This window comes from Companilactobacillus sp. y65-5, from assembly GCF_057541095.1.
The window spans coordinates 129,699-153,716 of record NZ_BAAJOA010000008.1 but is presented as its reverse complement, the minus strand read 5'-3'; the positions used below and the strand labels follow the sequence as shown (position 1 = coordinate 153,716).

Annotated in this window: 19 protein-coding genes and 1 other annotated feature; of the genes, 15 read left to right on the top strand and 4 right to left on the bottom strand. The window is 36.6% G+C overall.

Annotated features, from left to right (window positions below; all coding sequences use genetic code 11):
• A partial coding sequence (locus tag AC27FM_RS11795) for an RNA-guided endonuclease InsQ/TnpB family protein (RefSeq protein ID WP_487088554.1) occupies positions 1 to 618 on the top strand: 618 nt, incomplete at its 5' end.
• A 212-nt stretch (positions 619 to 830) separates the two neighbouring features.
• Here AC27FM_RS11795 and AC27FM_RS11790 read toward each other — a convergent pair.
• Positions 831 to 3,074, bottom strand: a complete 2,244-nt coding sequence (locus AC27FM_RS11790; RefSeq protein WP_487088552.1) for an ATP-dependent Clp protease ATP-binding subunit — start codon at positions 3,072 to 3,074, stop codon at positions 831 to 833.
• 297 nt (positions 3,075 to 3,371) lie between these two features.
• On the opposite strand from AC27FM_RS11790, the gene AC27FM_RS11785 reads away from it, so the two are divergent.
• The 4 genes from AC27FM_RS11785 (at position 3,372) to AC27FM_RS11770 (ending at position 8,425) form a co-directional block, all read left to right on the top strand.
• A complete protein-coding gene (locus tag AC27FM_RS11785) occupies positions 3,372 to 3,638 on the top strand; it encodes a phosphocarrier protein HPr (protein WP_487088550.1) in 267 nt (88 codons plus the stop codon).
• Positions 3,638 to 5,362 (top strand): phosphoenolpyruvate--protein phosphotransferase, encoded by a 1,725-nt coding sequence (ptsP, locus tag AC27FM_RS11780; protein ID WP_487088548.1) that lies wholly within the window; start codon positions 3,638 to 3,640, stop codon positions 5,360 to 5,362. Before AC27FM_RS11785 ends, ptsP begins: the two co-directional genes overlap by 1 nt.
• A 109-nt stretch (positions 5,363 to 5,471) precedes the next feature.
• Positions 5,472 to 5,708, top strand: a binding site (T-box leader).
• A 154-nt stretch (positions 5,709 to 5,862) separates the two neighbouring features.
• Positions 5,863 to 7,242, top strand: a complete 1,380-nt coding sequence (brnQ, locus tag AC27FM_RS11775; RefSeq protein ID WP_487088546.1) for a branched-chain amino acid transport system II carrier protein — start codon at positions 5,863 to 5,865, stop codon at positions 7,240 to 7,242.
• A gap of 22 nt (positions 7,243 to 7,264) precedes the next feature.
• The gene (locus tag AC27FM_RS11770; RefSeq protein ID WP_487088544.1) at positions 7,265 to 8,425 is read left to right on the top strand and encodes a cation:proton antiporter; all 1,161 of its coding nucleotides are present in this window, start codon (positions 7,265 to 7,267) and stop codon (positions 8,423 to 8,425) included.
• A 47-nt stretch (positions 8,426 to 8,472) separates the two neighbouring features.
• Here AC27FM_RS11770 and AC27FM_RS11765 read toward each other — a convergent pair whose 3' ends face one another.
• The 3 genes from AC27FM_RS11765 to AC27FM_RS11755 form a co-directional block, all read right to left on the bottom strand.
• Complete coding sequence (locus tag AC27FM_RS11765; RefSeq protein WP_487088542.1) at positions 8,473 to 9,882, bottom strand: ArnT family glycosyltransferase; 1,410 nt, start codon at positions 9,880 to 9,882, stop codon at positions 8,473 to 8,475.
• Positions 9,883 to 10,127: 245 nt separating this feature from the next.
• Entirely contained in the window at positions 10,128 to 10,874 is a 747-nt protein-coding gene (locus tag AC27FM_RS11760) for a LytR/AlgR family response regulator transcription factor (RefSeq protein WP_487088540.1), read from the bottom strand.
• Positions 10,874 to 12,196 (bottom strand): sensor histidine kinase, encoded by a 1,323-nt coding sequence (locus AC27FM_RS11755; RefSeq protein ID WP_487088538.1) that lies wholly within the window; start codon positions 12,194 to 12,196, stop codon positions 10,874 to 10,876. The genes AC27FM_RS11760 and AC27FM_RS11755 overlap by 1 nt, the downstream gene beginning before the upstream one ends.
• Before the next feature lie 207 nt (positions 12,197 to 12,403).
• On the opposite strand from AC27FM_RS11755, the gene AC27FM_RS11750 reads away from it, so the two are divergent.
• The 10 genes from AC27FM_RS11750 to AC27FM_RS11705 all read left to right on the top strand — a co-directional run bounded on the left by AC27FM_RS11750 (position 12,404) and on the right by AC27FM_RS11705 (position 24,018).
• Positions 12,404 to 13,249 carry a helix-turn-helix domain-containing protein gene (locus AC27FM_RS11750; RefSeq protein ID WP_487088536.1) on the top strand — a complete coding sequence of 282 codons (846 nt, stop codon included), beginning with the start codon at positions 12,404 to 12,406 and terminating at the stop codon, positions 13,247 to 13,249.
• Positions 13,250 to 13,463: 214 nt separating this feature from the next.
• On the top strand, positions 13,464 to 14,141 hold the full coding sequence (locus AC27FM_RS11745) for a flavodoxin (protein WP_487088534.1): 678 nt from the start codon (positions 13,464 to 13,466) through the stop codon (positions 14,139 to 14,141).
• Entirely contained in the window at positions 14,142 to 15,422 is a 1,281-nt protein-coding gene (locus AC27FM_RS11740) for a ferric reductase-like transmembrane domain-containing protein (RefSeq protein ID WP_487088532.1), read from the top strand.
• Positions 15,423 to 15,437: 15 nt separating this feature from the next.
• Positions 15,438 to 16,463, top strand: coding sequence for a cyclophilin-like fold protein (locus AC27FM_RS11735; protein WP_487088530.1), 1,026 nt, complete (start codon positions 15,438 to 15,440; stop codon positions 16,461 to 16,463).
• A 61-nt stretch (positions 16,464 to 16,524) separates the two neighbouring features.
• Entirely contained in the window at positions 16,525 to 17,352 is an 828-nt protein-coding gene (locus tag AC27FM_RS11730; RefSeq protein ID WP_487088528.1) for an alpha/beta hydrolase, read from the top strand.
• 15 nt (positions 17,353 to 17,367) lie between these two features.
• The gene (locus tag AC27FM_RS11725) at positions 17,368 to 18,420 is read left to right on the top strand and encodes an NAD(P)-dependent alcohol dehydrogenase (RefSeq protein WP_487088526.1); all 1,053 of its coding nucleotides are present in this window, start codon (positions 17,368 to 17,370) and stop codon (positions 18,418 to 18,420) included.
• Between the two features lie 331 nt (positions 18,421 to 18,751).
• Positions 18,752 to 20,992 (top strand): ribonucleoside-triphosphate reductase, adenosylcobalamin-dependent, encoded by a 2,241-nt coding sequence (nrdJ, locus tag AC27FM_RS11720; RefSeq protein ID WP_487088564.1) that lies wholly within the window; start codon positions 18,752 to 18,754, stop codon positions 20,990 to 20,992.
• A 179-nt stretch (positions 20,993 to 21,171) separates the two neighbouring features.
• On the top strand, positions 21,172 to 22,254 hold the full coding sequence (locus AC27FM_RS11715) for an ABC transporter ATP-binding protein (RefSeq protein ID WP_487088524.1): 1,083 nt from the start codon (positions 21,172 to 21,174) through the stop codon (positions 22,252 to 22,254).
• A complete protein-coding gene (locus AC27FM_RS11710; RefSeq protein WP_487088522.1) occupies positions 22,247 to 23,188 on the top strand; it encodes a carbohydrate ABC transporter permease in 942 nt (313 codons plus the stop codon). The genes AC27FM_RS11715 and AC27FM_RS11710 overlap by 8 nt, the downstream gene beginning before the upstream one ends.
• Entirely contained in the window at positions 23,188 to 24,018 is an 831-nt protein-coding gene (locus AC27FM_RS11705) for a carbohydrate ABC transporter permease (RefSeq protein WP_487088520.1), read from the top strand. Before AC27FM_RS11710 ends, AC27FM_RS11705 begins: the two co-directional genes overlap by 1 nt.

The following is a 24,018-nucleotide window of genomic DNA, read 5'->3' as shown; positions in this document are numbered from 1 at the left end:
GCAGAAAACTCAGGCAAGTCTTCTATTGGAATCGACTTGAATACTGACAACTTCCTGACTGATTCAGACGGTAACGTGATAGCTAATCCACGTTATTATCGTTCTATCAAAGGTAAATTAGCTAGAGAGCAACGGAAGTTGTCCAGAAGAGCTGCAAGAGCCAAAAAGGAACACCGAAAACTGGTCGACTCTAAGAACTACCAGAAACAACGTAGAGTAGTTGCCGCACTCCATATCAAGATAGCCAATCAACGTAAAAACTTCTTACATCAAACCTCAACTACACTGGTCAAGAACCACGACTTGGTCGTTGCGGAAGAATTGAGAAGTAAAAACTTATTAAAAAATCACGCTCTAGCGATGAGTATCGCTGATGTCGGTTGGCGGACATTCTTAGATATGCTTAGCTATAAAGCTGACCTTTACGAAAAAAAGTTTGTCACAGTTGATCCTAGAAACACCACACAAACATGTCATGGTTGCGGTTTTGTCATGGGTACTGAGACAACTAACAAACTTACACTAGCTGACTGGGAGTGGACGTGTCCTAACTGCGACACCTTCCATATTCGTGATCACAACGCTGCTCAAAACATTTTGATCAAAGGCTCAGCTTAAAAAACAACAGTCCATCGGCAACCTGTGGACTAAAAAGGCTTTGGTAATTAGCACGTAAGACCTATAAGGCGATCGTTGTATCTAAGCTAATTGTGGTCGTATCACTATTGAGTGGTATTCTCACAAACTTCCTACTTTAGTGGGAAGTGGTTGATACAATACAAAAAAGCTGCGCTGAAATTTGATTTCACGCAGCTTTTATTAGTTAGTCATTAATTACTAGTTTCATTATCATTGGACGAATTGCCAACGGTTGATTCACTAGATTCGTTATATTTTCCGATAACGATATTACCTTGAACGAGCTTAGCCTCTAATTCTTTTTCTTGGGCATTATCTAGGAAGTAATCAGCGACTTTATCTTCGATCTGTTCTTCGATGACTCTTCTCAATGGACGAGCACCCATCTTAGGATTGAAGCCGAGATCAACGAGTTTTTCTTTAGCTTCGTTTGTGACGTGAATGCTCAAGCCTTGATCAGCAATCATTGAGTTAGTATCAGCTAACATCAAGTCGACAATCTTCATTAGGTTTGCCTTAGTCAATGAATTGAATTCAACGATACCGTCAAATCTATTCAAAAATTCAGGTTTGAAAAATTCAGATAGACTATTGATAACTGAATGAGTCTTGCCATTTGCTTCAGCACCGAAGCCGACATTTGCCTCTTGCAAGCCTTGTCCAGCATTTGAAGTCATGATGATGATAGTATCTTTAAAACTGACTGTACGACCTTGTGAGTCTGTTAAACGGCCATCATCAAGGATCTGCAAGAACATATGCATTACATCTGGATGAGCCTTCTCGATTTCATCTAGAAGAATCAAGCTGTATGGATTACGACGAACTTGTTCAGTTAATTGACCAGCTTCTTCGTAACCGACATACCCTGGAGGCGAACCGATCAACTTAGACACACTGTGTTTTTCCATGTATTCAGACATATCAAAACGAATCATTGAGTCTTCAGTACCAAATAATTCACGTGCCAATTGCTTAGCGAGTTCAGTCTTACCAACACCAGTAGGTCCTACAAATAGGAAGCTACCGATTGGACGACCAGACTTGTTGAATCCAACTCTATTACGACGGATTGCCTTAGAAACTTGGTTAACTGCTTCATCTTGTCCAATAACGTGGCTTTCCAGATCTGGTCCCAAGTTCTTCAATTGAACTTGTTCATTAGATTGGAGCTCACCAACAGGGATATTGGTTTTTTCTTCGACGATTTGTTGAATATTCTTTTCAGTGATGATACTTTCGTCAGATGGTTTTTCTTTTTCGTTATCTTTCATAGTTTGGAACTTAGTTACTTGATCACGATAGTAAGCGGCTTTTTCGTAATCTTCATTACGTAGGGCAGCTTGCTTTTGGACTTCAGCATCTGAGATTTTATTATCTAAGTCAGCCATATCAACGTGATTGATCTGCAAGTTCTTCTTAGAACCAGCCTCATCGATCAAGTCGATCGCCTTATCAGGTAAGAATCTATCTTGAATGTAACGAGCTGATAATTCTGCTGCAGACTTGATAGCTTCGTTAGAATATTTTACATGATGATAATCTTCATATTTAGGTTGGAGACCTTTTAGAATTTGAACAGTTTCTTCTACTGAAGGTTCATCTACTTGAACAGGTTGTAAACGACGTTCAAGAGCTGAGTCTTTTTCGATAGTTCTGTATTCATTCAAAGTTGTAGCACCAACTAATTGCAAATCTCCACGGGCTAGGGCAGGTTTTAGAACGTTACCTGCGTCCATTCCACCTTCAGCGTTACCAGCACCGACGATTTCGTGGATCTCATCTATAAATAGGATGATTTCCTGACTCTTTTGTAATTCTTTGATCAATTGTTGCATACGTTGTTCGAATTGACCACGGACACCAGTTCCTTGCACTAGTGACACAACGTCAAGTCGAACGACACGTTTGTTTTGGAGTTTTTCTGGGACATCTCCGTCAACGATCTTTTGAGCAAGACCTTCGACGACAGCTGTTTTACCAACACCAGCTTCACCAATTAAAACTGGGTTGTTCTTTGTTCTTCTATTTAAGATTTCGATTACACGGTTGATTTCCTTGTCTCGACCGATAACAGGATCGATTTGGCCTTTTTTAGCCAATTCTGTTAAGTCAACACCATATTGATCTAGCACACCATTACCACGACTGCGTCCACGGTTATTGCCGCCGTTTCCACCAGTCTGTGTTTGTGGACCTTGTTGTTGATCAATGCCATTAGCAGCTTGTGCGCCACCGTTGTTTAAGGCATTGAACAAGTCTTCAAAACTTGAAAAACCGTATGGATTTTCTGCCATATTATTCATACCTTCGTTAGCTTGATTTCGTAGTTGTTGATAGCAATTCTGACAGAGGTTTATTTCTGTACGTTGGCCATTAACACTTGTATACAAATGAATTGTTGCTTCATTTTTGTGACAATTTTGACAAAGCACTAGCACCCCACCTTTCTGTCTCATATACAGGATACAACGGTAGTATATAATTAGCACTCTCATAATGCAAGTGCTAAGTCTTGAAAAATATTAATAATCTGGCATAAATTTTGTATCACAAAATTTAACGCTTACAAAGGGGTTGCATGAAAGCGTTACATGACTTATTATAACTAGGGTTCACAATAGATTTTTTACAAATCACTTGTGAATGAATCTATATAATGTTAAATTATTTAGTGTATATTTGTAGAGATACTACATAATCAATCAAAAATATGGTGAGGTATTTATATTATGGAAAAGAAAGATTTTCACATTATTGCAGAAACAGGAATCCACGCACGTCCAGCTACTATGTTGGTACAATCAGCAAGTAAATTCGCTTCAGATATCAACATCGAATTCAACGGCAAATCAGTTAACCTTAAATCAATCATGGGTGTTATGTCACTAGGTGTTGGCCAAGGTGCTGACGTTACAATTACTGCTGACGGTGACGACGCTGCTGACGCAATTGCTGCTATTTCAGAAACAATGACAAAGGAAGGACTTGCTGAATAATGGTTAAAACTATCAAAGGGATTGCAGCTAGTGATGGTATCGCTACTGCTGAAGCATACCTTTTAGTTCAACCAGACTTGTCTTTCGATAAAAAAAGCATTTCTGACGCTGACGCTGAAGTTAGCCGTTTGAAAGATGCCATCGCTACATCAGATGCTGAACTAACAAAAATTAGAGACGTTGCTAAGGAATCTCTTGGTGAAGAAGAAGCTCAAGTCTTTGATGCACATAAGATGATTCTGGCTGATCCAGAATTTACCGGTGCAGTTGAACAACAAATTAAAGATCAAAGTATTAATGCTGAACAAGCATTAAGCGATGTATCAAATAACTTCATCGCTATGTTCGAAGGCATGACAGATAATCCTTACATGCAAGAACGTGCTGCCGATGTACGTGATGTTACAAAACGTGTTATGGCACATCTTCTTGGTGTTGAATTACCTAATCCTGCATTGATCGATCATAAGGTGATCATCGTGGCTCACGATTTGACACCTAGTGATACAGCTCAATTGAACAAGAAATATGTTAAGGGATTTGTTACAGATATCGGTGGACGTACTGCCCACTCAGCTATTATGGCTCGCTCTCTTGAATTACCAGCTGTTGTTGGTACTAACACTATCACTGGAGAAGTCAAAGAAGGCCAAACTATAATCCTTGATGGATTAAATGGTGCAGCTATTATTGACCCTTCAGATGATGACATCAAGAAGTATGACAAGATGGCTAAGGATTTTGCTGACCAAAAGGCAGAATGGGAAAAACTAAAGAACGAAGCTACTGTTACTGCTGACGGTAAGCACTTCGATATTGCAGCTAATATCGGTACACCTGATGACCTCGAAGGCGTTATCGCCAACGGTGCTGAAGGTGTCGGACTTTACCGTACAGAATTCTTGTACATGCAATCAGATGAACTTCCAACAGAAGACGATCAATTCGTTGCATACAAGAAGGTTCTTGAAGGAATGAAAGGTAAGCCAGTCGTTGTTCGTACAATGGATATTGGTGGTGACAAGCATTTGCCATACCTACCACTTCCAGAAGAAATGAACCCATTCCTAGGTTACCGTGCTATCCGTATCAGTTTGGATAGACAAGAAATCTTCAGAACACAACTAAGAGCTTTGTTACGTGCCTCTGCTTTTGGTCAATTACGTATCATGTTCCCTATGATCGGTACATTGGCAGAATTCAGATCAGCTAAGAAGATCTTCGAAGAAGAAAAATCTAAATTAGTTGAAAAAGGTGTAGAAGTTTCAGATCATATCCAATTAGGTATGATGATGGAAGTTCCTGCTGCCGCTATTTTGGCTGACCAATTTGCTAAAGAAGTTGACTTCTTCAGTATTGGTACAAACGACTTGATCCAATATACAATGGCTGCTGATCGTGGTAACGAGCATGTTTCATATCTATATCAACCATATAATCCTTCAATCTTGAGATTGGTCAAGCATGTTATTGAGTCAGCTCACAAAGAAGGCAAGTGGGCTGGTATGTGTGGTGAAGCCGCTGGTGATAACATCATGGTTCCATTACTACTTGGCATGGGTCTAGATGAGTACTCAATGAGTGCTACATCAGTTCTCCGTGTAAGAAGCTTGATGAAGAAATTGAGCACAGCTGACCTTAAAGAATTAGCTGAACGCGCAGTTAATGAATCAATCACAAATGAAGACAACCAAAAGCTTGTTGAATCATATATCAATAAGTAATCAATGATTTAAACGTGAGTCCATTTTGGAGCTCACGTTTTTTTTTGTAAAAAAATATTGACAAAGTCCTAAAATTAGAATATTCTAACAACATTAAAAACAAATGAAATTAACAGCAATAAAGTGGAGAAGTAATCGATCCTAGATAAATCACAGGAAGCCATGATAATTGAGAAATGGTATTTGTCGATCGACGAAAGTAGCCACGGAGCTGGCAATGCGAACTACGGTGAGTGTTGCATGGGTGCACCCATTACAGTGCTAGCGTATAAATTTGTACGCGAAAAGGTGTTATTTGTGAGAATAACATGAAGCAAGGGTGGTACCGCGCAAAAGCGTCCTTTGAAAATCTTAATTGATTTTCAAAGGACGCTTTTTTTCATTTAATATGGGGGCGGTTAATGTGATTAATTTTAATAATAGCAATGGTGGACTGGTTCGAGTGTACAGTGAAATAAACTAAAAACAACTATACATTCAATTAAAGGAAGAGTCTATTTATGAAAAATACTAATAAAAAACTAACTTTTAAACATTACATCATTATTGGATCGATGTTATTCGGGATGTTCTTTGGGGCCGGAAATCTGATCTTTCCGATTCATCTAGGACAATTAGCCGGAGGACATTGGTTGACTGCCGGACTAGGATTTTTATTGACCGGAACCTTGTTACCATTGCTAGGCATCATCGCAATCAGTATTACACGTTCATCAGGTATTTATGATTTAGCGAAGCCGATCGGACATCGATATGCGACTTTCTTCATGATTCTCACATGTGCGACCCTTGGCCCACTATTCGCTACTCCTAGAACGGCTACTACACCTTTTCAAATCGGTATCGCAACTCATATCAGTTCTAGTCAACAACCATTTTATTTATTAGGATATTCTTTGATTTTCTTTTTGATCGCTGGTTGGGCATCACGTAAGCCGACTGGAATCATTGATATGATTGGTAAATTTCTCAATCCAATGTTCTTACTTTTATTAGCGATCATCTTCGGAATCGCCTTCACCCATCCGATGGGTAGTGCTACGACTGCACACATTACAGCTGGTTATCAAAACGGTGCTTTCTTAAATGGTTTCTTACAAGGATACAACACGATGGATGCATTAGCAGCTTTGTTATTCGGAATCGTAGTTGTTACATCCATTCGTGGATTGGGACAGCATGAACCAGCTGCTATCGCTAAAACCGCTGCTAAGTCTAGCTTATTGAGCATCTCACTAGAAGCATTCATTTATTTAGGTCTTATCTGGATCGGCGCTACATCATTGACACATTTCAATATCTCGGCTGATGGCGGCATCGGCTTCTCACAGATTGCTTCATACTTTATGGGCGTACCCGGTGAGATCATCCTTGCCATCATGGCAACCTTGACCTGTTTGACAACAGCCGTTGGTTTGATCTCCTCATTTGCGGAAGCTCTACATGAAAAATTTCCTAAGATTTCTTACAAGTCATGGAATATCCTATCCTGTGTTGCTTCATTCTTGATTGCGAACATGGGACTTGAACAGATCATCGCTTGGTCTACACCGATGTTAATGTTCCTCTACCCACTTGCCATTACCTTGATCATTTTATCGATCGCCTCACCATTGTTTAACAGTAATCCTATCGTTTACCAAATGACGACAGCCTTTACGATCATTCCAGCCTTGATCGATGCACTTAATTCTGCACCAGCGATCATCTCTCAACAACCACTATCACGGATGATCTTGAAGTGGGACAGCATGTACTTGCCATTCGCTAAATACGGTATGGATTGGTTGCTTCCGGCATTTATTGGTCTATTGATTGGATTAACGATTCATTACGCCCAATTGATTTCAAAACGTGCCAAGTTAAGGATCGAAGAATAATAACGTAATGGGGGGATAGATTATGAAATTCATAGGAATACTGTGTCTTTTGTTATTATTCACGACTATCGCAGGACATTTCTCACATTTGCTCGGTATACCCGCTGTTATCGGTGAAATCCTCGTAGGAGTTGTCATTGGTCCAGCCATCTTGAACTTAGTGCATTTGAACTCGCTAGTTGATACTTTTTCGCAGATTGGGGTAGTCATCCTCATGTTCATCGGTGGGTTAGAGAGTAATTTACAGTTGTTGAAGAAATACCTTCGACCGGCGATTATCGTCGCAATCATTGGCGTTATTTTCCCAGTAGTAGTAATGGGTGGCGTTAGTCTAGCTTTTGATTTTTCAAAATTCGAAGCATTATTCATTGGAGTTATCTTTTCAGCAACTTCTGTATCGATATCAGTAGAAGTTTTGAAGGAATTCCACACTTTGAATACCAAAGAAGGAGCGACGATATTGGGAGCAGCAGTTGCGGATGATATCATCGGCGTTATCCTGCTAAGCATCGTTATCTCCATGATCGGTAATAAGCAGTCGACCTTAGGTATCGTCTTGCTGGAACAAATTGGTTTCTTCGCCGGTGTATATGCTCTGTTTAGATGGATTGCACCTCTGTTGATGGGATTGAGCAATCGACTATTGATGTCAGTTAGTCCGGCGATAATGTCATTGATCATTTGTTTGGGCATGGCGTGGTTAGCTGACTTAGTTGGTTTAAGTGGTGCTATCGGAGCGTTCTTCGCTGGCATCGCCGTGGCACAGACAGATTATCAAGAACAAGTAGATTTGAACATCGAACCAGTTGGATATACGCTATTTATACCGATATTTTTCGTCAGTGTCGGCTTGAATATGACCTTTGATGGAGTAACATCATCTTTACCATTTATTGCCGTCATGACTATTTTAGGCGTATTTACGAAGTTATTCGGTTGTGGCTTAGGAGCCAAGCTGAACGGCTTTTCTAAGGATAGCGATTATCTGGTAGGTGCAGGGATGATTTCTCGTGGGGAGATGGCCTTGATCACAGCTCAAATCGGCTTCTCAGCCAACTTGTTATCACATGAATACTATTCAGATATCATCTTGATCATCATATTAATTACCATCATTGCACCATTCGTATTTAAACAAGCCATCAAGCGTATCTCGGTAGATACAGAACTGGAATTGGATTAAAAAAACGAGTTTTCGGCATATATCGAAAACTCGTTTTTTGAGTGAATCTAACTATTTAATTGTTCGTTTGTAATTAAATTAGATGACTTTTTGTCAGATCTTTTTATTAAGATACTTTTTATTTCTAGCAGTATTTTATAAAATCCTAATCCAGAAACTACTGAGATAATGGGCAGAAATTCAATTCTGTATCTACCTTGAACTTCTATGAGCAACTGGACAACGGCGAATGCCAACAATGGCAATATCAACAAGTATAGTTGATCACTGAACTTGTTTCTGAATAACTCCAGTGAACCGATCCAAGAAGTGATGATCAAGAGTACCGAGCCGATATAGGCAAGATAATCTATTAACTTCACTGTTTTTAATGAATGCATTAGGTTGTAACTAGTAAAGTCGGTGGCTAATGTTCTAGTTGACCAGAGAGTTTGTGTCTTAGTTACGAATAGTGATAACCACTTATTATTTTTATTTAAATAATTTATCTCTTCACTTACTCTGTTTCTTTCAACTTTTCTAGTTTGAGCACGGGTTTTATTAGGATCAATTAAATTGTTTAAATCTGGAGAGTAAGTTCCTCCAGATTGGTAATTCAATCCAGTAAGGAATTTCCATTCAGAATCATTGTTAGATAGACCATATTGATTGATTCCTGAAGTTTTGATGCCCCATCCAGCAAGGCTGAATAAAACAAAGTAAATTGCTAGAGAAAGTAAAAATTTGAGGCTAGTTTTGTAATTATGATGCTTCATCAAAATAAAAATTATTGTAAATACGAAAATTCCTGCGATAATAACTGGTCCGATAGGGCGGATTAGGCATCCACCAGTCAAAGTTATTCCAGCTAAAATATAGCTCCATAACTTGTCTTGCATTAACAGGTAGAAGGTTATCAGATATAGTAATGATCCTAAATATTGATTACTAGCTTGACTGTTTAGTGCAAACCAATCTAAATCAATCATCAATAATAAAACTGACAATCGAGCAATTTTGATATTATTGAAAATTTTATCAACTATTAGATAAGTGAATAGTAGTGTTAGTGTTTGAAAAACAACGTTTAGAAATTGAATTGCAAAAATATTATAACCAAATATTTTTACAACTGCCAATACGTAAACCATAAATCCGGTTTGATATGCATATTTTGCAAAGTAGTCTTTGTTACTATAATAAAGTTTGTCTCCCTGGAAGAATCCCGGAGCACGACTCCAAAAATTACCGAAATCACTGATTTGATTCGTAGGTACACTTGCAATCCAGACTAAAGCCGTAATCATGAAGACTAGTAACATTATGCCTAGAACAAGATTATTGATCCGTTTATTAGTTGTATTTATAGTTATCAGTATATAGCCTATCAGCGTTATGAACAGTACGAATGCTATCAATAGAACTATGTATTTGTAGTTTGCTTGAAGTACATAGTTCTCAGCATAGAATGTTAACATTAATAAAAATACTACACTGGTGAATATTGCTAGGCAAACTAAAATTATTTTGTTTAAGATGTTTTGAATTTTAGTGATAGTCTGAACTTCCTATTCTTAAAAGAGGATTAATAAGTAATGATTAATTTTCTTCTATATCATAGGTAATATACTATCACGTTATATATTTATAATTTAAAGTTCTTTAATAAACGGATATTATACTTTCAAAGTATAAAAATAGCTTATACAAATTTTTGTATAAGCTATTTTAATATTTTCTTTAGGGTAACTAATTTACGACGTGAGATGTCACATGATGATCCGTTTTGAAAAATTAATTTATTATTCTTGGTATCGATACTTGATATATTGTCCAAATTAACTAGTAAACTTTTATGGGCTCTATAGAAGTTTGTTAGTTTGATTTCTATAGACTTTAAAGTATCAAAAAACTCGATGATTTCATTATCTGTATGTAGATATACGTTGTGAGTACTTTCTGATGATTCAAAGTAATTGATTTTATCAGTATCAAATTGGTATTTTTTAAACCCTATTGAAAATGAAAATTTCTTGGCTGATTTTTCATCAGCAGGGATAAGACGTTCAATTGTTATATCCAAATCCTTGTACAATTGATTTTTTATTTCATCGAGGCCTAATTCCTTAGTTATGTAATCTAATGGTTCAACTTTTCTATCAAAAATCATAGTCGTTAATTCTTCATGTGTTGTAATAAAAACTATTTTAGCATTGAAATCACTTTTTCGTATTTTTGAAGCTAAATCAATACCTTTGATTTTAGAACTGGGAAACTCTATATCTAGTAGATAAAATTTTGGATCATTCGAATTGTTTTCTATATATATTTCTACGTCACTTGGATTGGATGTAGATAGTATTATTTTTGCTTCAATTTCATTATGATGTTTTATATAATTTTTAATCATCAATTGATATAAATTTCTTATAGAGTTGTCGTCTTCACAAATTATTATATTTAATAACATTATTTGTCTTCCAATACGGTGAGAATGGTTTCAAAATATCCATTTTCTATTTTTGTTTGTAATAAAAAATTATCATTAGAATCAACTATTTTTTTAACGGTTGCCCATCCTAGTCCGCTATGATTTTCTTTGGTAGAGTATCCGCTATTATATATTTCATTTAAATCTATCTTAGTTTTGTTTTCGATATTATTTTTAACAATGAATTCATTATATTCTCCGAATGAAATCAGTCCGAATTTTAGTTCAGGTGAATTTATATGTAAACAAGCCTCAATTGAATTATCGAATAAAATTCCTAAAATTCTAATAATACTAACTGAATGATCTTTGGAAATACTTATATTATTATCCACTTCAAAATCAGTATTAATCTTTTGCCTTTTTGCAGATATTAGCTTGGAAAAAATTATCCCCTTTACTAATTCATCCTGTAGTTTAAATAGATTACCATCTTCAATACTAAGACTATCATCCATCCTAATGTCGGCATATTGTAGTAATTTTTTTATAGAATCATTTTTTATATTATCTGATTCAATGGATGTGGATAGTGATAATAAAAAGTTTTTATAGTCATGTTTAAATCTATGTAATTCGTTATTTTTTCTTTCCAGTTCCAAAATATAATTATTCATTTCTTTTAGGTTATTCAGCTCGTATTTAATTTTTAATTCTTTTATATGAGAATTGACGAACATAGTCATACCTATTGAAATGAAAATCAATATTAAAATCGAAATCAATATAGTTACATTTAGATATGTCAGCTGAATTTCAAGTTGTTGAGCAAGATAATTTATGAATATGTATAGTACAAAAATCATTATTGACGAAAATAAAATAATTCTTTTTATAATTATGTCATTCCAATAATCTTTTTCTACTCTCTTCGAAATATTTTTAATGATAAAAATTAATGTTACTGATAATACATAATTCATCAAAGAAACTATTAAAGTAAACATAAGAGCGGAACTTGATTTTAAATTTGTATTAAAATGAAAAATATTAACCATACAGTAAATAGAAATCTGTTGGGTTATGCCTGATATTATTATCGCTACAATAAATACTATCGTTTTGTATATCTTTTCATTTTTGTATCCTTGGTAAATAAGTATAAAAATAGGTATTATTAATATTGTACTTACGTTTGATGAAAAGTTATCCAAAAAAGTAAGGAATATATCAGCTACTATTACTAGCATGATATTAAATTTTGATATTGATTTTGGAATAAGCATGAATGAAATAACAAAAATTAACATTGTGTTTGTGGCGTCTAATAACAACCAAGGAATGGATGATAGTGTACCCAAATTATGATTCTCCTTTTTAAATGGATTTTTAATAATTATTAATGAATATAAGAAATTTATCGTTAATATTTTTTTCCTAATTATTGTTTAAGACGTACAAAATACATGCTAACATAACTAAAATAATAATTATTGTGTTTTTTTAAAAGGTAAAAAATAGTCTCAAGCGGTAATGCCTCACTTAATTGTAATGAAAGGAGTAATTCTATGTTCTTAGGTACGGTGATTTATGATAAAAGGCGTATTTTAAATCTGACTCAAAACGATCTAGCTTCAGGCATTTGTAATCAAAATACAATTAGTAAAATGGAAAAACATAATATGAATCCTCAGATCGATGTGTTGATAAAAATTTGTAAGAGATTAGATTTATCACTGAATGATGTTTTTAGTGACTTTTCTAGCGATTCTAAAGAAGAAGAATTTATCGCATTAGATGAGATTGAAAGTGATATATTACTAAGTAGACTGGATCAAGTGAATGAGAAAATAGCTCTAGTTAAGGACGGAATCGATACTAAGAACGTTGCACAGTTTGACTTCATTAATTGTATTCTTTTTTTTAAAAACAGTAGTTATGATAGAAGTTCGTTCTATGCCGACAAAGTTTTGTTAGATACAAAATCAGATAATAATAACATTTATACATTGATGTCGTATCTCATTAAAGGCGTTATTTCTTGTTATCAAGAGTATGATGATATGTCTAAGTATTATTTTGGGATCGTAGAGGATTCTTTGAAAGAAAATTTTAATATTTCAAATTCAAATAGTTTGGAAATATTGTTTATCTGTAAAGAATTAGGAGAATCGTTGATAAAGGTTAAGGAGTACAACGAATCTATTAACATTTCAAAACGAGGGATTAATTATGCTAATGAAAAACATGTCTCATATTTCATTGATGAGATAAATTATAACGTTGCTCTAGGCTTAAAAAATAAATCAGATAAGAGGCAATTTGATCGATATAAGAATATTGCATATTATTGTGCAGACTTATTAAACAATAAAAATTTACAAGAAAAAATAAAGTCAACTTTAGAACGATGAGTTATAAAACAATGTATATATATTAAGCACTCAGCAATCTGCTGGGTGCTTTTTATTATGTGATCATCACCAATCAACATATAACAATAACTTATACATATCTATAAAATATGTGTATTTGTCATGAGCTTATAACGCACTTATACTAATCACAAGTTATTTTCAGTAAGTAAAGTTTTTTTTAGTGAATATTTTCAGTATGAGGAGTGATTGTATGGGAAAAAAGATTTTTTTGATTATAGGAGCTATTGCAGTGTTCATCGGTTTATTCAGTTGGAATTTGTCACAGAGCCATAAGGCAAGTAATCGCGATCCAACAAAGAATTCAATTACACAAAAGTCGCGTGAAACTAGCTCTAGTACGAGCAAAAATAGTGACAAGATTCTCATCGTATTCTTTTCACGGTCTGGGACCAATTATCCCGATACAAATTTGAAAATAGGTCATACGCAGAGAATAGCTAATGAAATCGCAAAAGTTACGGGTGGAAATAAGTATCAAATTCAAACGGTCAAGGCATATCCTAAAAATTATGACAAAACCGTTGATCAAGCTGAGAACGAGCAACAGAGAAATGCTCGACCAAGGATACAAGGACCATTGCCAGATCTATCAAAGTACGACACGATCTTCTTCGGATATCCCATTTGGTGGAACGACATCCCCATGGCGGTTCAAACCTTTATGGATCAAGCGGATTTGAATAACAAGACGATCATTCCATTTTCAACCAATGAGGGTTCAGGTTGGGGAGACTCATTATCAACTATCAAGAAGAAGTATCCTCAAGCTACTATGAAAAAGGGATTTGAGATCGAAGGCCAACAAGCCGATCATTCGCAACAAAAGATCGACAGTTGGTTAAATAAATTAGGCTATGGAGGGAAGTAAATGTTAAAAAAATATCCGCTGGCATTATATTTGGTTTGGATCATGGCATTGATCATCTTCCCTTTGCCATTAGTATTGATTCTAAATTGGGAAATGAGTTCGTCAGCAACTAGCCAATTGTTATTAATTGATTCAGGACTAGTTGCCTACACTTGGTGGTTGTTTGAAGTCTTCTTATCCACACGACCATTGTGGTTAGACAGGCTGATAGGCCTGCCAGCTACGTATTCCATTCACAGCTTCTTAGGAATAGGCGCCTTGCTTTTAGCCTTTGTTCATCGGCATTATTTGATGTCTATGGGGCGTTGGATAATCTTAACCGGTGATTGGGCTTGGTATTTGATTATCTTCGGCATAATTTACGCAATGGTCTTTTTGTCAGGCTGGTTAGTCGATCGACTACCAGTTATAGCAAAGGTCAAACGAAACTTACAGTTCTTTTTTAAACATCAAGTATCGATATGGATTCACCGACTTAATTTAGTTGCGATCTTGTTGATTTGGCTACACGTACATCTGATCGGTCGAATCAATACTCATTTTGGTTTCATGATCATATTTGACGCATACACAATTGTTGTTTTGACCAGTTATCTGTGGAAGCATTGGGCGGTTTCAAATCAATTAGTAGTGGGAAAAATCGAGAAAATCGCTTCTTTGAATAATACTGTTCAACAAATAACAGTAAATTTTGGACACAAACACAATCTATTCATGCCGGGAGATTATTTTTTCGTAACCTTTCCAGAGATTTCTAAAGAAGCACATCCGTTTTCTGTCACTAATGACACCCTGTCTGCACCGAATCTAGTAGTCTTTACGATTAGGGAATTAGGCGACTACACGAAACAGATTGCAAATTTAAAAGTCGGTAGTCCAGTCAAAGCTGAAGGACCGTTTGGTAGATTTGAGTCGATCGTGGAACAAGACTCTAGACCGTTAGTATTGATCGGATTAGGAACGGGAGTTGCTCCACTGATGAGCTTAGCAGCAGCGTATCATGATCAACGTAAAATACACGTATTGTGGACGGTACACAGTGCCGAAGATATGTTTTTTGATGAGGATTTTAAGAATTTAGAAAATAAAGATTTCAAATATCACGTACAGGTCGGTAGATTGACTAAGTCACAATTACCCGATCTATTGGATTTAACCGAAGTCCAGAATGCCCGCTTTATCACGGTCGGTGGGTCTAAGGCTGTTTTAGAAGTAGAAAAAATGTTAAAAAAAATAGGCGTTCCGTCGGAACACCTAACTGATGAAAGATTAACTATGTAGAGGAATGGTGACAAAATGAAAAAAAGAAATTTATTGATTACGATGATATTGATACTGGGATTGGTTCTCACAGCTTGTTCACAAAAGAGTAGTTCCAAGACAGCTTCATCATCATCAGCCGTAACGGCTACTAAAACTAATAGCAACGCTAAGAAAACGTTGATCGTGTACTATTCGTTGACTAATAATACTGATACTTTAGCAAAGAAGATTCATAAGGTAGGAGATATAGATATCGTTAGGATCGATGCCAAAAAAGCTTATCCAACTGATGACAATGATTCTATTAATAGCCGTGTGAAACGTGAAAGTCAGAATAATCAATATGATCAGTTGACTAATGTACCGAAAGATCTAAATAAATACGATACGATTTTGGTAGGATATCCTATCTGGAGTAATGATATTGCATATCCAATTCAATCATTTTTGTCACAGAATGCTGACAAGTTAGCTAATAAGCGGATTGTTCCATTCAGTACCAGTGCAATGGCAGATTCTGCAGCTATCAAGCAAACGAATAATACAATCAAAAAACTAGTTCCACAGGCAACTATTGCCAAAGGCTTGAACTTGACGTCTGGTGATGCTAGTTCTAAAAGGATTCAGAATTGGTTAGATGCAAATGCCTTCGTTCAAAGGACTAAGTCTGAAACCAAAAAAGATTCATCTGCCAGCACAGCTATTAAGGTAGAGATAAATGGCCGTAGTTTTGATGGCTATTTGAATGATTCATCTGCCAGCCAAGATTTGATCAAGTCACTCCCACAAACATGGACTTTTAAGACTTTTGCCTCAGGTTATCCTGAAAAGTATGCCAAACTTGATAGTGCCTTGAATACTGCGGGGATGTCAGGTGATGATCCTAAGAGTGGAGATATTGATTATAATTCAAACAATCAGAGTTTATTCTTATACTATGGTCAAGTAGGACAATTCGATGAGCTACACAATATCGGTCATATAACATCCAATGGTTATCGTCAATTTATCAAATCTCAATCAGGAAAAATTACAGTTAAAATTTCGGCTGTAAATTAGTGTAATTATGAAGAAAAATATCATTTTATGGATTTCAATGATTATATTAGTGGTGTTAGCCATGAGTGGATGGCTATTTTATCAACATCGAAGTCAGACATCACAATCAACTAGTGAAAGGAGCCAACAGATGGATTATCAAGTAGAAACAGTGCATGTAAAATACAATAATAAAAATTTGTATGGCAAGTTATATCTTCCTGATAACGATCGAAGAAGATCAGCCCCAACAGTGATTCTTTCACACGGTTTGACAGGTACCTATGAGGATACTTCGGTCTATGCACGTCCCTTAGCACGAGCTGGATATGTCGCATATGTATTTGACTTCAGTGGTGGAAGCGATAGTAGCCGAAGCACTGGGAAGACGACGGACATGTCGATTTTTACTGAAGCTGATGATCTAAAGGCTGTCATCGATCAAATTACGAAGCGACCAGAAGTAGATGCTTCACAAGTTTTCTTGGCAGGATTGAGTCAAGGCGGAGCAGTCTCAGCTATTGTGGCAGCTGAATTAAAAAATAAAATCAAAGGTGAAATATTGTTATATCCAGCACTAGTCATCCCTGATGAAGCAAGACAGCGATTCAGTAATGTTAATCAAATTCCTAAGACAGTCGATAATTATATGACCGTAGGACGGACATACTATAGTCATTTACTAGATTACAATATTTGGGATCACATCAAGGGTTTTCAGGGGAATGCACTCTTGATCCATGGAAGTGCTGACGATGTGGTTCCGGATAGTTATTCTAAAAAAGCAGCCAAGGTCTTGCCACACGCCACAGTAAAGATAATCAAAGGCGCTGGACACGATTTCTATGGAGCTGATGCCCAGTTAGCAACCAAATATATGTTAAATTATATGCGTAATAATACTAAATAAAAGAAGGACAATCTCATGCCAGAAATAAAAGTTAAAGCTTTAGAAGCCAAAAGTGCCAAATTTGATTCATTCCATCATACAGTCATTACTCGTCGAGCTTTGAAAGCGGACGATGTGGCTATTGACATCAAGTATTGTGGAATATGTCACTCAGATATCGCCCAAGTAGAAGGCATCGGAACTGCCTTTGACCATGCGATCGTACCGGGACATGAAATATCCGGTATCGTCAGTGCGGTGGGTTCAGAAGTTACCAAATATAAAGTTGGTGACCGAGTAGGTGTTGGTTGTTTCGTAGATTCTTGTGGTGAGTGTAAGTATTGTAAGGCAGGACAAGAGCAATTTTGTGAAAAAGGTTTTGTTTCCGTCTTCAACACGCCTGATTATGAGGGAAAAATCACTCAAGGTGGATATTCTCAATCACTCGTTGTTAAGGAACATTTTGTTTTGAGGATTCCGGACAATTTAGACTTAGCTGAAGCCGCACCTTTACTATGTGCTGGCATCACAACTTACAATCCATTGAAGCGCTATGGTGTTGGAAAAGGTACGAAAGTTGCTGTTATCGGTCTAGGTGGTTTGGGTCATATTGCTGTTCAATTCGCTAACAAGCTAGGTGCTGAGGTGACCGTCTTAGGGCATTCAGAGAAGAAGCGAAACGAAGCCAATCAATTTGGTGCCACTGGTTACGAGATCCTCAAAAATTCAAGCGACTTCGATAAGCTCAATGGAGAATTCGATTTTATTCTTAATACGACTGCCGTGGCACTCGACCTAGATGAATATCTTAAATTATTGAGCGTCAATGGAATCTTTTGTTTCGTAGGATTGACGATGGATGAACAAAAATTCAATTTATTCAGTATCTTCAATAAACAAGGTACTATCACGGTTTCTAATGTTGGTGGCATTGCTATGACACAGGAGATGTTAAACTTTGCGGCCGAAAATGATATTCACCCAATGATCGAGATGATCGGGATAGACGATGTGTCTACGGCTTATCAACGTATTATTGACAGCGATGTTCATTATCGCTTTGTAATTGACATGTCCACTTTGGAATAGAATATCTAAACTACCACAAAAAAATATTTTAAAAAAGACTTGAAATTATGCAAAATAGCCTAATTAAATTTATGATTGCTTATCAAGCGATAAGCATATTAGAATGGTAGTTGCGGATTTAAAATATCAAGTTGAATTGAATTATGTCAAAATTTAATTCCAAAAAAAAATTTTTATGAAAACAAATTTATAAATAACGTAATTGACGGTGTTTATAGTTATGAAAATCAGGTTCACTTATTTGTTTAACAAACACTACATCTTGTTATATAATTCGAGATGAGATACCATATATAGTGTTATTTCTAAGCAAATGGAGTGAAGCAATATGATGAACTTATTAAGAAAAATCAAATTAGACGATGAATTTATCGACGAAATCAAAGCAACGGTGAAACCACATTGGGGAGAACTTGGCTGGGTAACTTATAAACGTACTTATGCGCGTTGGATCCCAGAATTAGGACGTACCGAAAATTGGTCAGAAACTGTTAAGCGTGTTGTTGAGGGTAACATCAACCTTGACCCACGTTTGAAAGATGATTCATTGACAGAAGAACAATATCAAGGCTTGGTTAACGAAGCTAAAGAACTATACAAGTTAGTCTACGGATTAGCAGCCACTCCATCAGGTAGAAATCTCTGGATCTCTGGTACTGAATACCAAGATCGTAACGGAGACGCTCTGAACAACTGCTGGTTTATTGCAATCAGACCACAGAAGTACGGCGAAAGTCATATTCTTCCTAGTTATTTGACGGAAGATCAAGTTGCCGTATCAATGCCATTTTCATTCATGTTCGATCAATTGATGAAGGGTGGCGGAGTTGGCTTCTCCGTTGTTCCTAGCAACATGAAGCAAATGCCAGTTGTGGATAAGAAAGTTGATTTAACTGTTCTTATCAGCAAATCTAGCGCTTCTTACAAGGATTCTATCGAAGCCGGTGCGATTGATCGTGAAACATACTTGAAGGATCATGACATCGCTGACGTACGTTTTTACAAGCTTCCAGATACTCGTGAAGGTTGGGTCATTGCTAATGCTAATATGATCGACGCTCACTTTGCATCTACTAACGCTGAAGGTGTGAATGACGTTGTCCTAGATATTACTGATATTCGTCCTAAGGGTGCTAAAATCAAGGGATTTGGTGGTACTGCATCAGGTCCTGTGCCATTGATCGAGATGTTCTTTGATATCAATGAAGTATTGAATGGTGCAGTTGGTAAGCAACTTACATCAGTTGATTGTACAGATATGGGTAACTTGATCGGTAAGACGGTCGTTGCTGGTAATGTGCGTCGTTCAGCTGAGTTAGCTCTTGGTGGATCCACAGACGATGACTTTATCACTATGAAACAAGACCAAGAGAAGTTATATCATCACCGTTGGGCTTCAAATAACAGTGTTTCAGTTGATTCTAAGTTTACTAAGTATCAACCAATCGCAGACTCGATCGTTCACAATGGTGAACCCGGTATCGTCAATCTTGAATTGTCACGTAACTATGGACGTATCGCTGATGGTTACCAACCAGGAATCGATGATGCTGTCGAAGGGACTAATCCATGTGGCGAGATTTCATTGAGCAATGGTGAACCATGTAACTTGTTTGAAGTCTTTCCAGTGATTGCTGAGAAGCAAGGTTGGGAATTAGAAGAAGCCTTTAATCTAGCAGCAAGATATACTAAGCGTGTCACATTCAGCAGTTACGATTGGGAAGTATCACGCACGGCTATCCAAAAGAATCGTCGTATCGGTGTATCAATGTCAGGTATCCAAGACTGGATCTTAAACACATTTGGTAATCGTGTGGTCACAGGCTTTGAAGATGCTAAAGACCAAGACGGTGTAGCTATCAAAAAACCTATCTACGACCAAAGAATCGTTAAGAGATTCGATGACTTATACCACGCTGTTGTTGAAGCTGACGAGAACTACTCTGATGAGTTGAATTGTAATACTTCGATCAAGCATACAACGGTTAAGCCATCAGGTACGGTTGCTAAGTTGGCAGGTGTTTCTGAAGGGATGCACTTCCACTATGCCGGTTACTTGATCCAAAGAATCAGATTCCAAGACAGTGACCCGTTGCTTCCAGCTTTGAAAGCTTGTGGTTACAAGATCGAACCTGATATTTATACTAAGCATACAATGTGTGTCGAGTTCCCAGTGAAGGCTGTTAATGCTGACAACCCTAACTTCGCTTCAGCTGGTAATGTTTCTATCGCTGAACAATTTGCTACACAAGCATTTTTACAGACATACTGGTCAGATAATGCTGTCAGCTGTACAGTTACGTTCCAACCAGACGAAGCTAAGGAAATCGCTCCATTGATGTATCAATACAGACATATAACTAAGTCAACTTCACTACTACCATATAGTGGTGGTGAGTTGAAACAAGCTCCAAAGGAACCTATCAATAAGAAGATCTATACTGCTCGTGAGGCACTTATTAGTGGCAATGTTGCTAAGAAGTTTGCCGAAATGAACGATAATCATGATAAAAAAGATATTGAATTAGTTGATCAATCTGACTGCGAAAGCGGAGCTTGCCCAATTAAATAAAAAAATAATAGCCTCGATCGATGAAAATACTCATCGGTTGGGGCTATTTTTGTTATGAAAATGAATTAGTTTTTTTATAGATTATTTCTGAAAATTTACACAAACTTTACAATAAATAAAAATTAAATATACATCCTTCCCACATACTGAATCTACCGAAATTTAATGGGGTGAAGAATATGTCTACAATTTTGAATAAAGTATCAAAACGATATGATGAGACTAATATTATCTTGAGCGATGTTTCTGCTGAGATCGAAACGGGTGAATTCTTCGTTATCGTAGGACCTTCAGGGTGTGGAAAAAGTACATTATTGAGAATGATCGCTGGATTAACAGATATTTCTGACGGCGAGATCAGTATCGATGGCCAAGTCGTAAATGACTTACAACCTAAGGACCGTAAGTTAACGATGGTATTCCAAAGCTACGCACTATTTCCATTCTTAAATGTCTGGGATAATGTAGCCTTTGGACTAAAAGCTAGAAAATTAGACCAAGCTGAGGTTCATCAACGTGTTAACGATGCTTTGGATATGGTTAATTTGAACGAATTAAAGGATCGTAAGCCACGTGAGTTATCAGGTGGACAAAGACAACGTGTGGCACTAGCCCGTGCAGTTGCCAGTGACGCTAAGATCTGTTTGATGGACGAACCTTTATCAAACTTAGATGCACAATTGCGTGTGAAAATGCGTCAAGAGATTTATCAACTACAAAGAAAACTTGGAATTACTTTGATCTACGTTACTCATGATCAAGTTGAAGCAATGACGATGGCTGACCATATCATGGTTTTAAATGATCGCCAAGTTCAACAAATTGGAACTCCAACAGAGATTTATCAAGAACCTGCCAACGAATTCGTGGCTAATTTCTTTGGAACACCTCTTATCAATATCATGCCTGCTCAAAAGATCAATGATTATACATTGAACGTTGATGGTGATTTTGAAATCACTATGGATCAAAAGATCACTGATAAAGCCGCTAAGATCGGAATTCGCCCCGGTGAACTATCAATCGAAAAGGCAGATGAATTAACTGCTAACGCTACTGTTAAGAGTACAGAGTTCTTAGGTGACGAAACTATCGTATATGCAACTACTAATAGTGGTCATGACATTCGTATTTTGTTACCCGGTAAGGCAGTCTATGCAGCTTTTGAAAAGGTCAGCATAAGTTCAAGTAATGAAATTTTCTTATTTGATGCTTCAAATAACCGTATCGCGATCGAAACGGGGGATCTGGTCAATGCTTAAATCAACAACATCGACGGTAGTTGGATCTAAGGCAAAATCAAGAAGAAAACATCATACATTTTCGCTGAGTGCAAATGACAAATATTATGCAACCTTGTTCCTTGGTCCATCGCTATTGATCCTAAGTGTTTTTGTCTTTTATCCAATGTTTAGAACACTCTACATCAGTTTGTTCTTAACTAACACATTAGGTAAGACAACGGTATTCAATGGTTTAGGTAACTATGTAGAGTTATTGAGTTCGCCTGAATATATCGCTAGTTTAGGATCCACCTTGATCTACGTGTTCGCTGTTACGGTATTGACCGTTGGGATTGGATTATTGCTAGCCAATCTAGCGTCCAAGCGCCTTCCGGGTATTGGAGTGTTTAGAACTTTATACTCCGTAACGATGGGTGTATCTGTGTCAGTTGCTGCCATTTTCTGGCTCTTCATTTTTAACCCCTCAACCGGATTTTTTGCATTATTGAGTAATATGCTCGGTCTACCAGTTGTCAACTGGTTAACAGATCCAACTATGGCGATGTGGGCAGTTATCATTACTACCGTTTGGATGAACTTAGGCTTCACATTCTTGATTTTATTGGGTTCTATTTCATCAGTTCCAACTTCATTGTACGAAGCAGCAAGTATTGAAGGTGCTTCAGAACATCAACAATTCTTTAAGATTACTGTACCAATGATTTCACCAACGCTATTCTTTGTTTCAACAATTACTTTGATCGAAGGATTCAAGAGTTTTGGATTGATCGACTTGATCACTAAGGGTGGTCCTACTAACTCAACAAACATGTTGGTTTATAGAATTTACAAGGACGCCTTTTACAGTGGTAATTATGCACAAGCAAGTTCTGAAGCAATTATTTTAACGATTATCATTGCCTTCTTCACATTCTTACAATTCAAATTCTTAGAAAAACGGGTGAATTACTAATGATTAGTACAAACAAGACAAGCCCTTTGAATAAGATTGTTAGTTATACTTTATTGATATTACTGGCATTCATCATTTTAGCTCCATTTTTCATTGGTATCTGGACGAGCTTTTTACCTACAATGGAAATCGCTAAGGGTAATTTCCTAAGTACCGATGTATCATTGAACAATTACGTTGCAGCATTTACTAGAACTCCGATTCTGCGCTACTTAGCCAATAGTTTGGCTGTATCAACTCTGACTATGATCGCACAACTACTTTTCTGTTCTATGAGTGCGTATGCGTTTGTTTTCTTGAAGTTCAAATATCGCAATGCACTGTTCATTTTGTTCCTGATCACAATGATGCTTCCTTTTGAAGCTGAGATCATCCCTAATTTCACTACTGTGAAGAACCTAGGTATGTTAGATCATTATTCAGTTCTATTAATTCCATTTTTAACTTCCGCTTTTGGAACATTCATGTTACGTCAGGCCTTCATGCAAACACCGAGTGAATTGAAAGAGGCCTCAGATATTGAAGGATTGAATCATTTCCAATTTTATTGGAATATCGTTCTTCCATATAACAAGGTTAGTTTGATCACCTTAGGTGCATATAGTTTCTTAGGTGCATGGAACCAATACTTATGGCCAATGCTAACAACATTCAGTAACAATTCTCGTTTGATCCAAAATGGTCTACGTCAATTACAATCTGAAGAAACATTCAACGACTGGGGTATGATCCAAGCCAGTGCAGCTATTATTGTTATTCCAACAATCCTAGTGTTGTTCATTGGTCAACATTACTTCAAATCAGGTATGAACGAAGGAGCTGTTAAATAA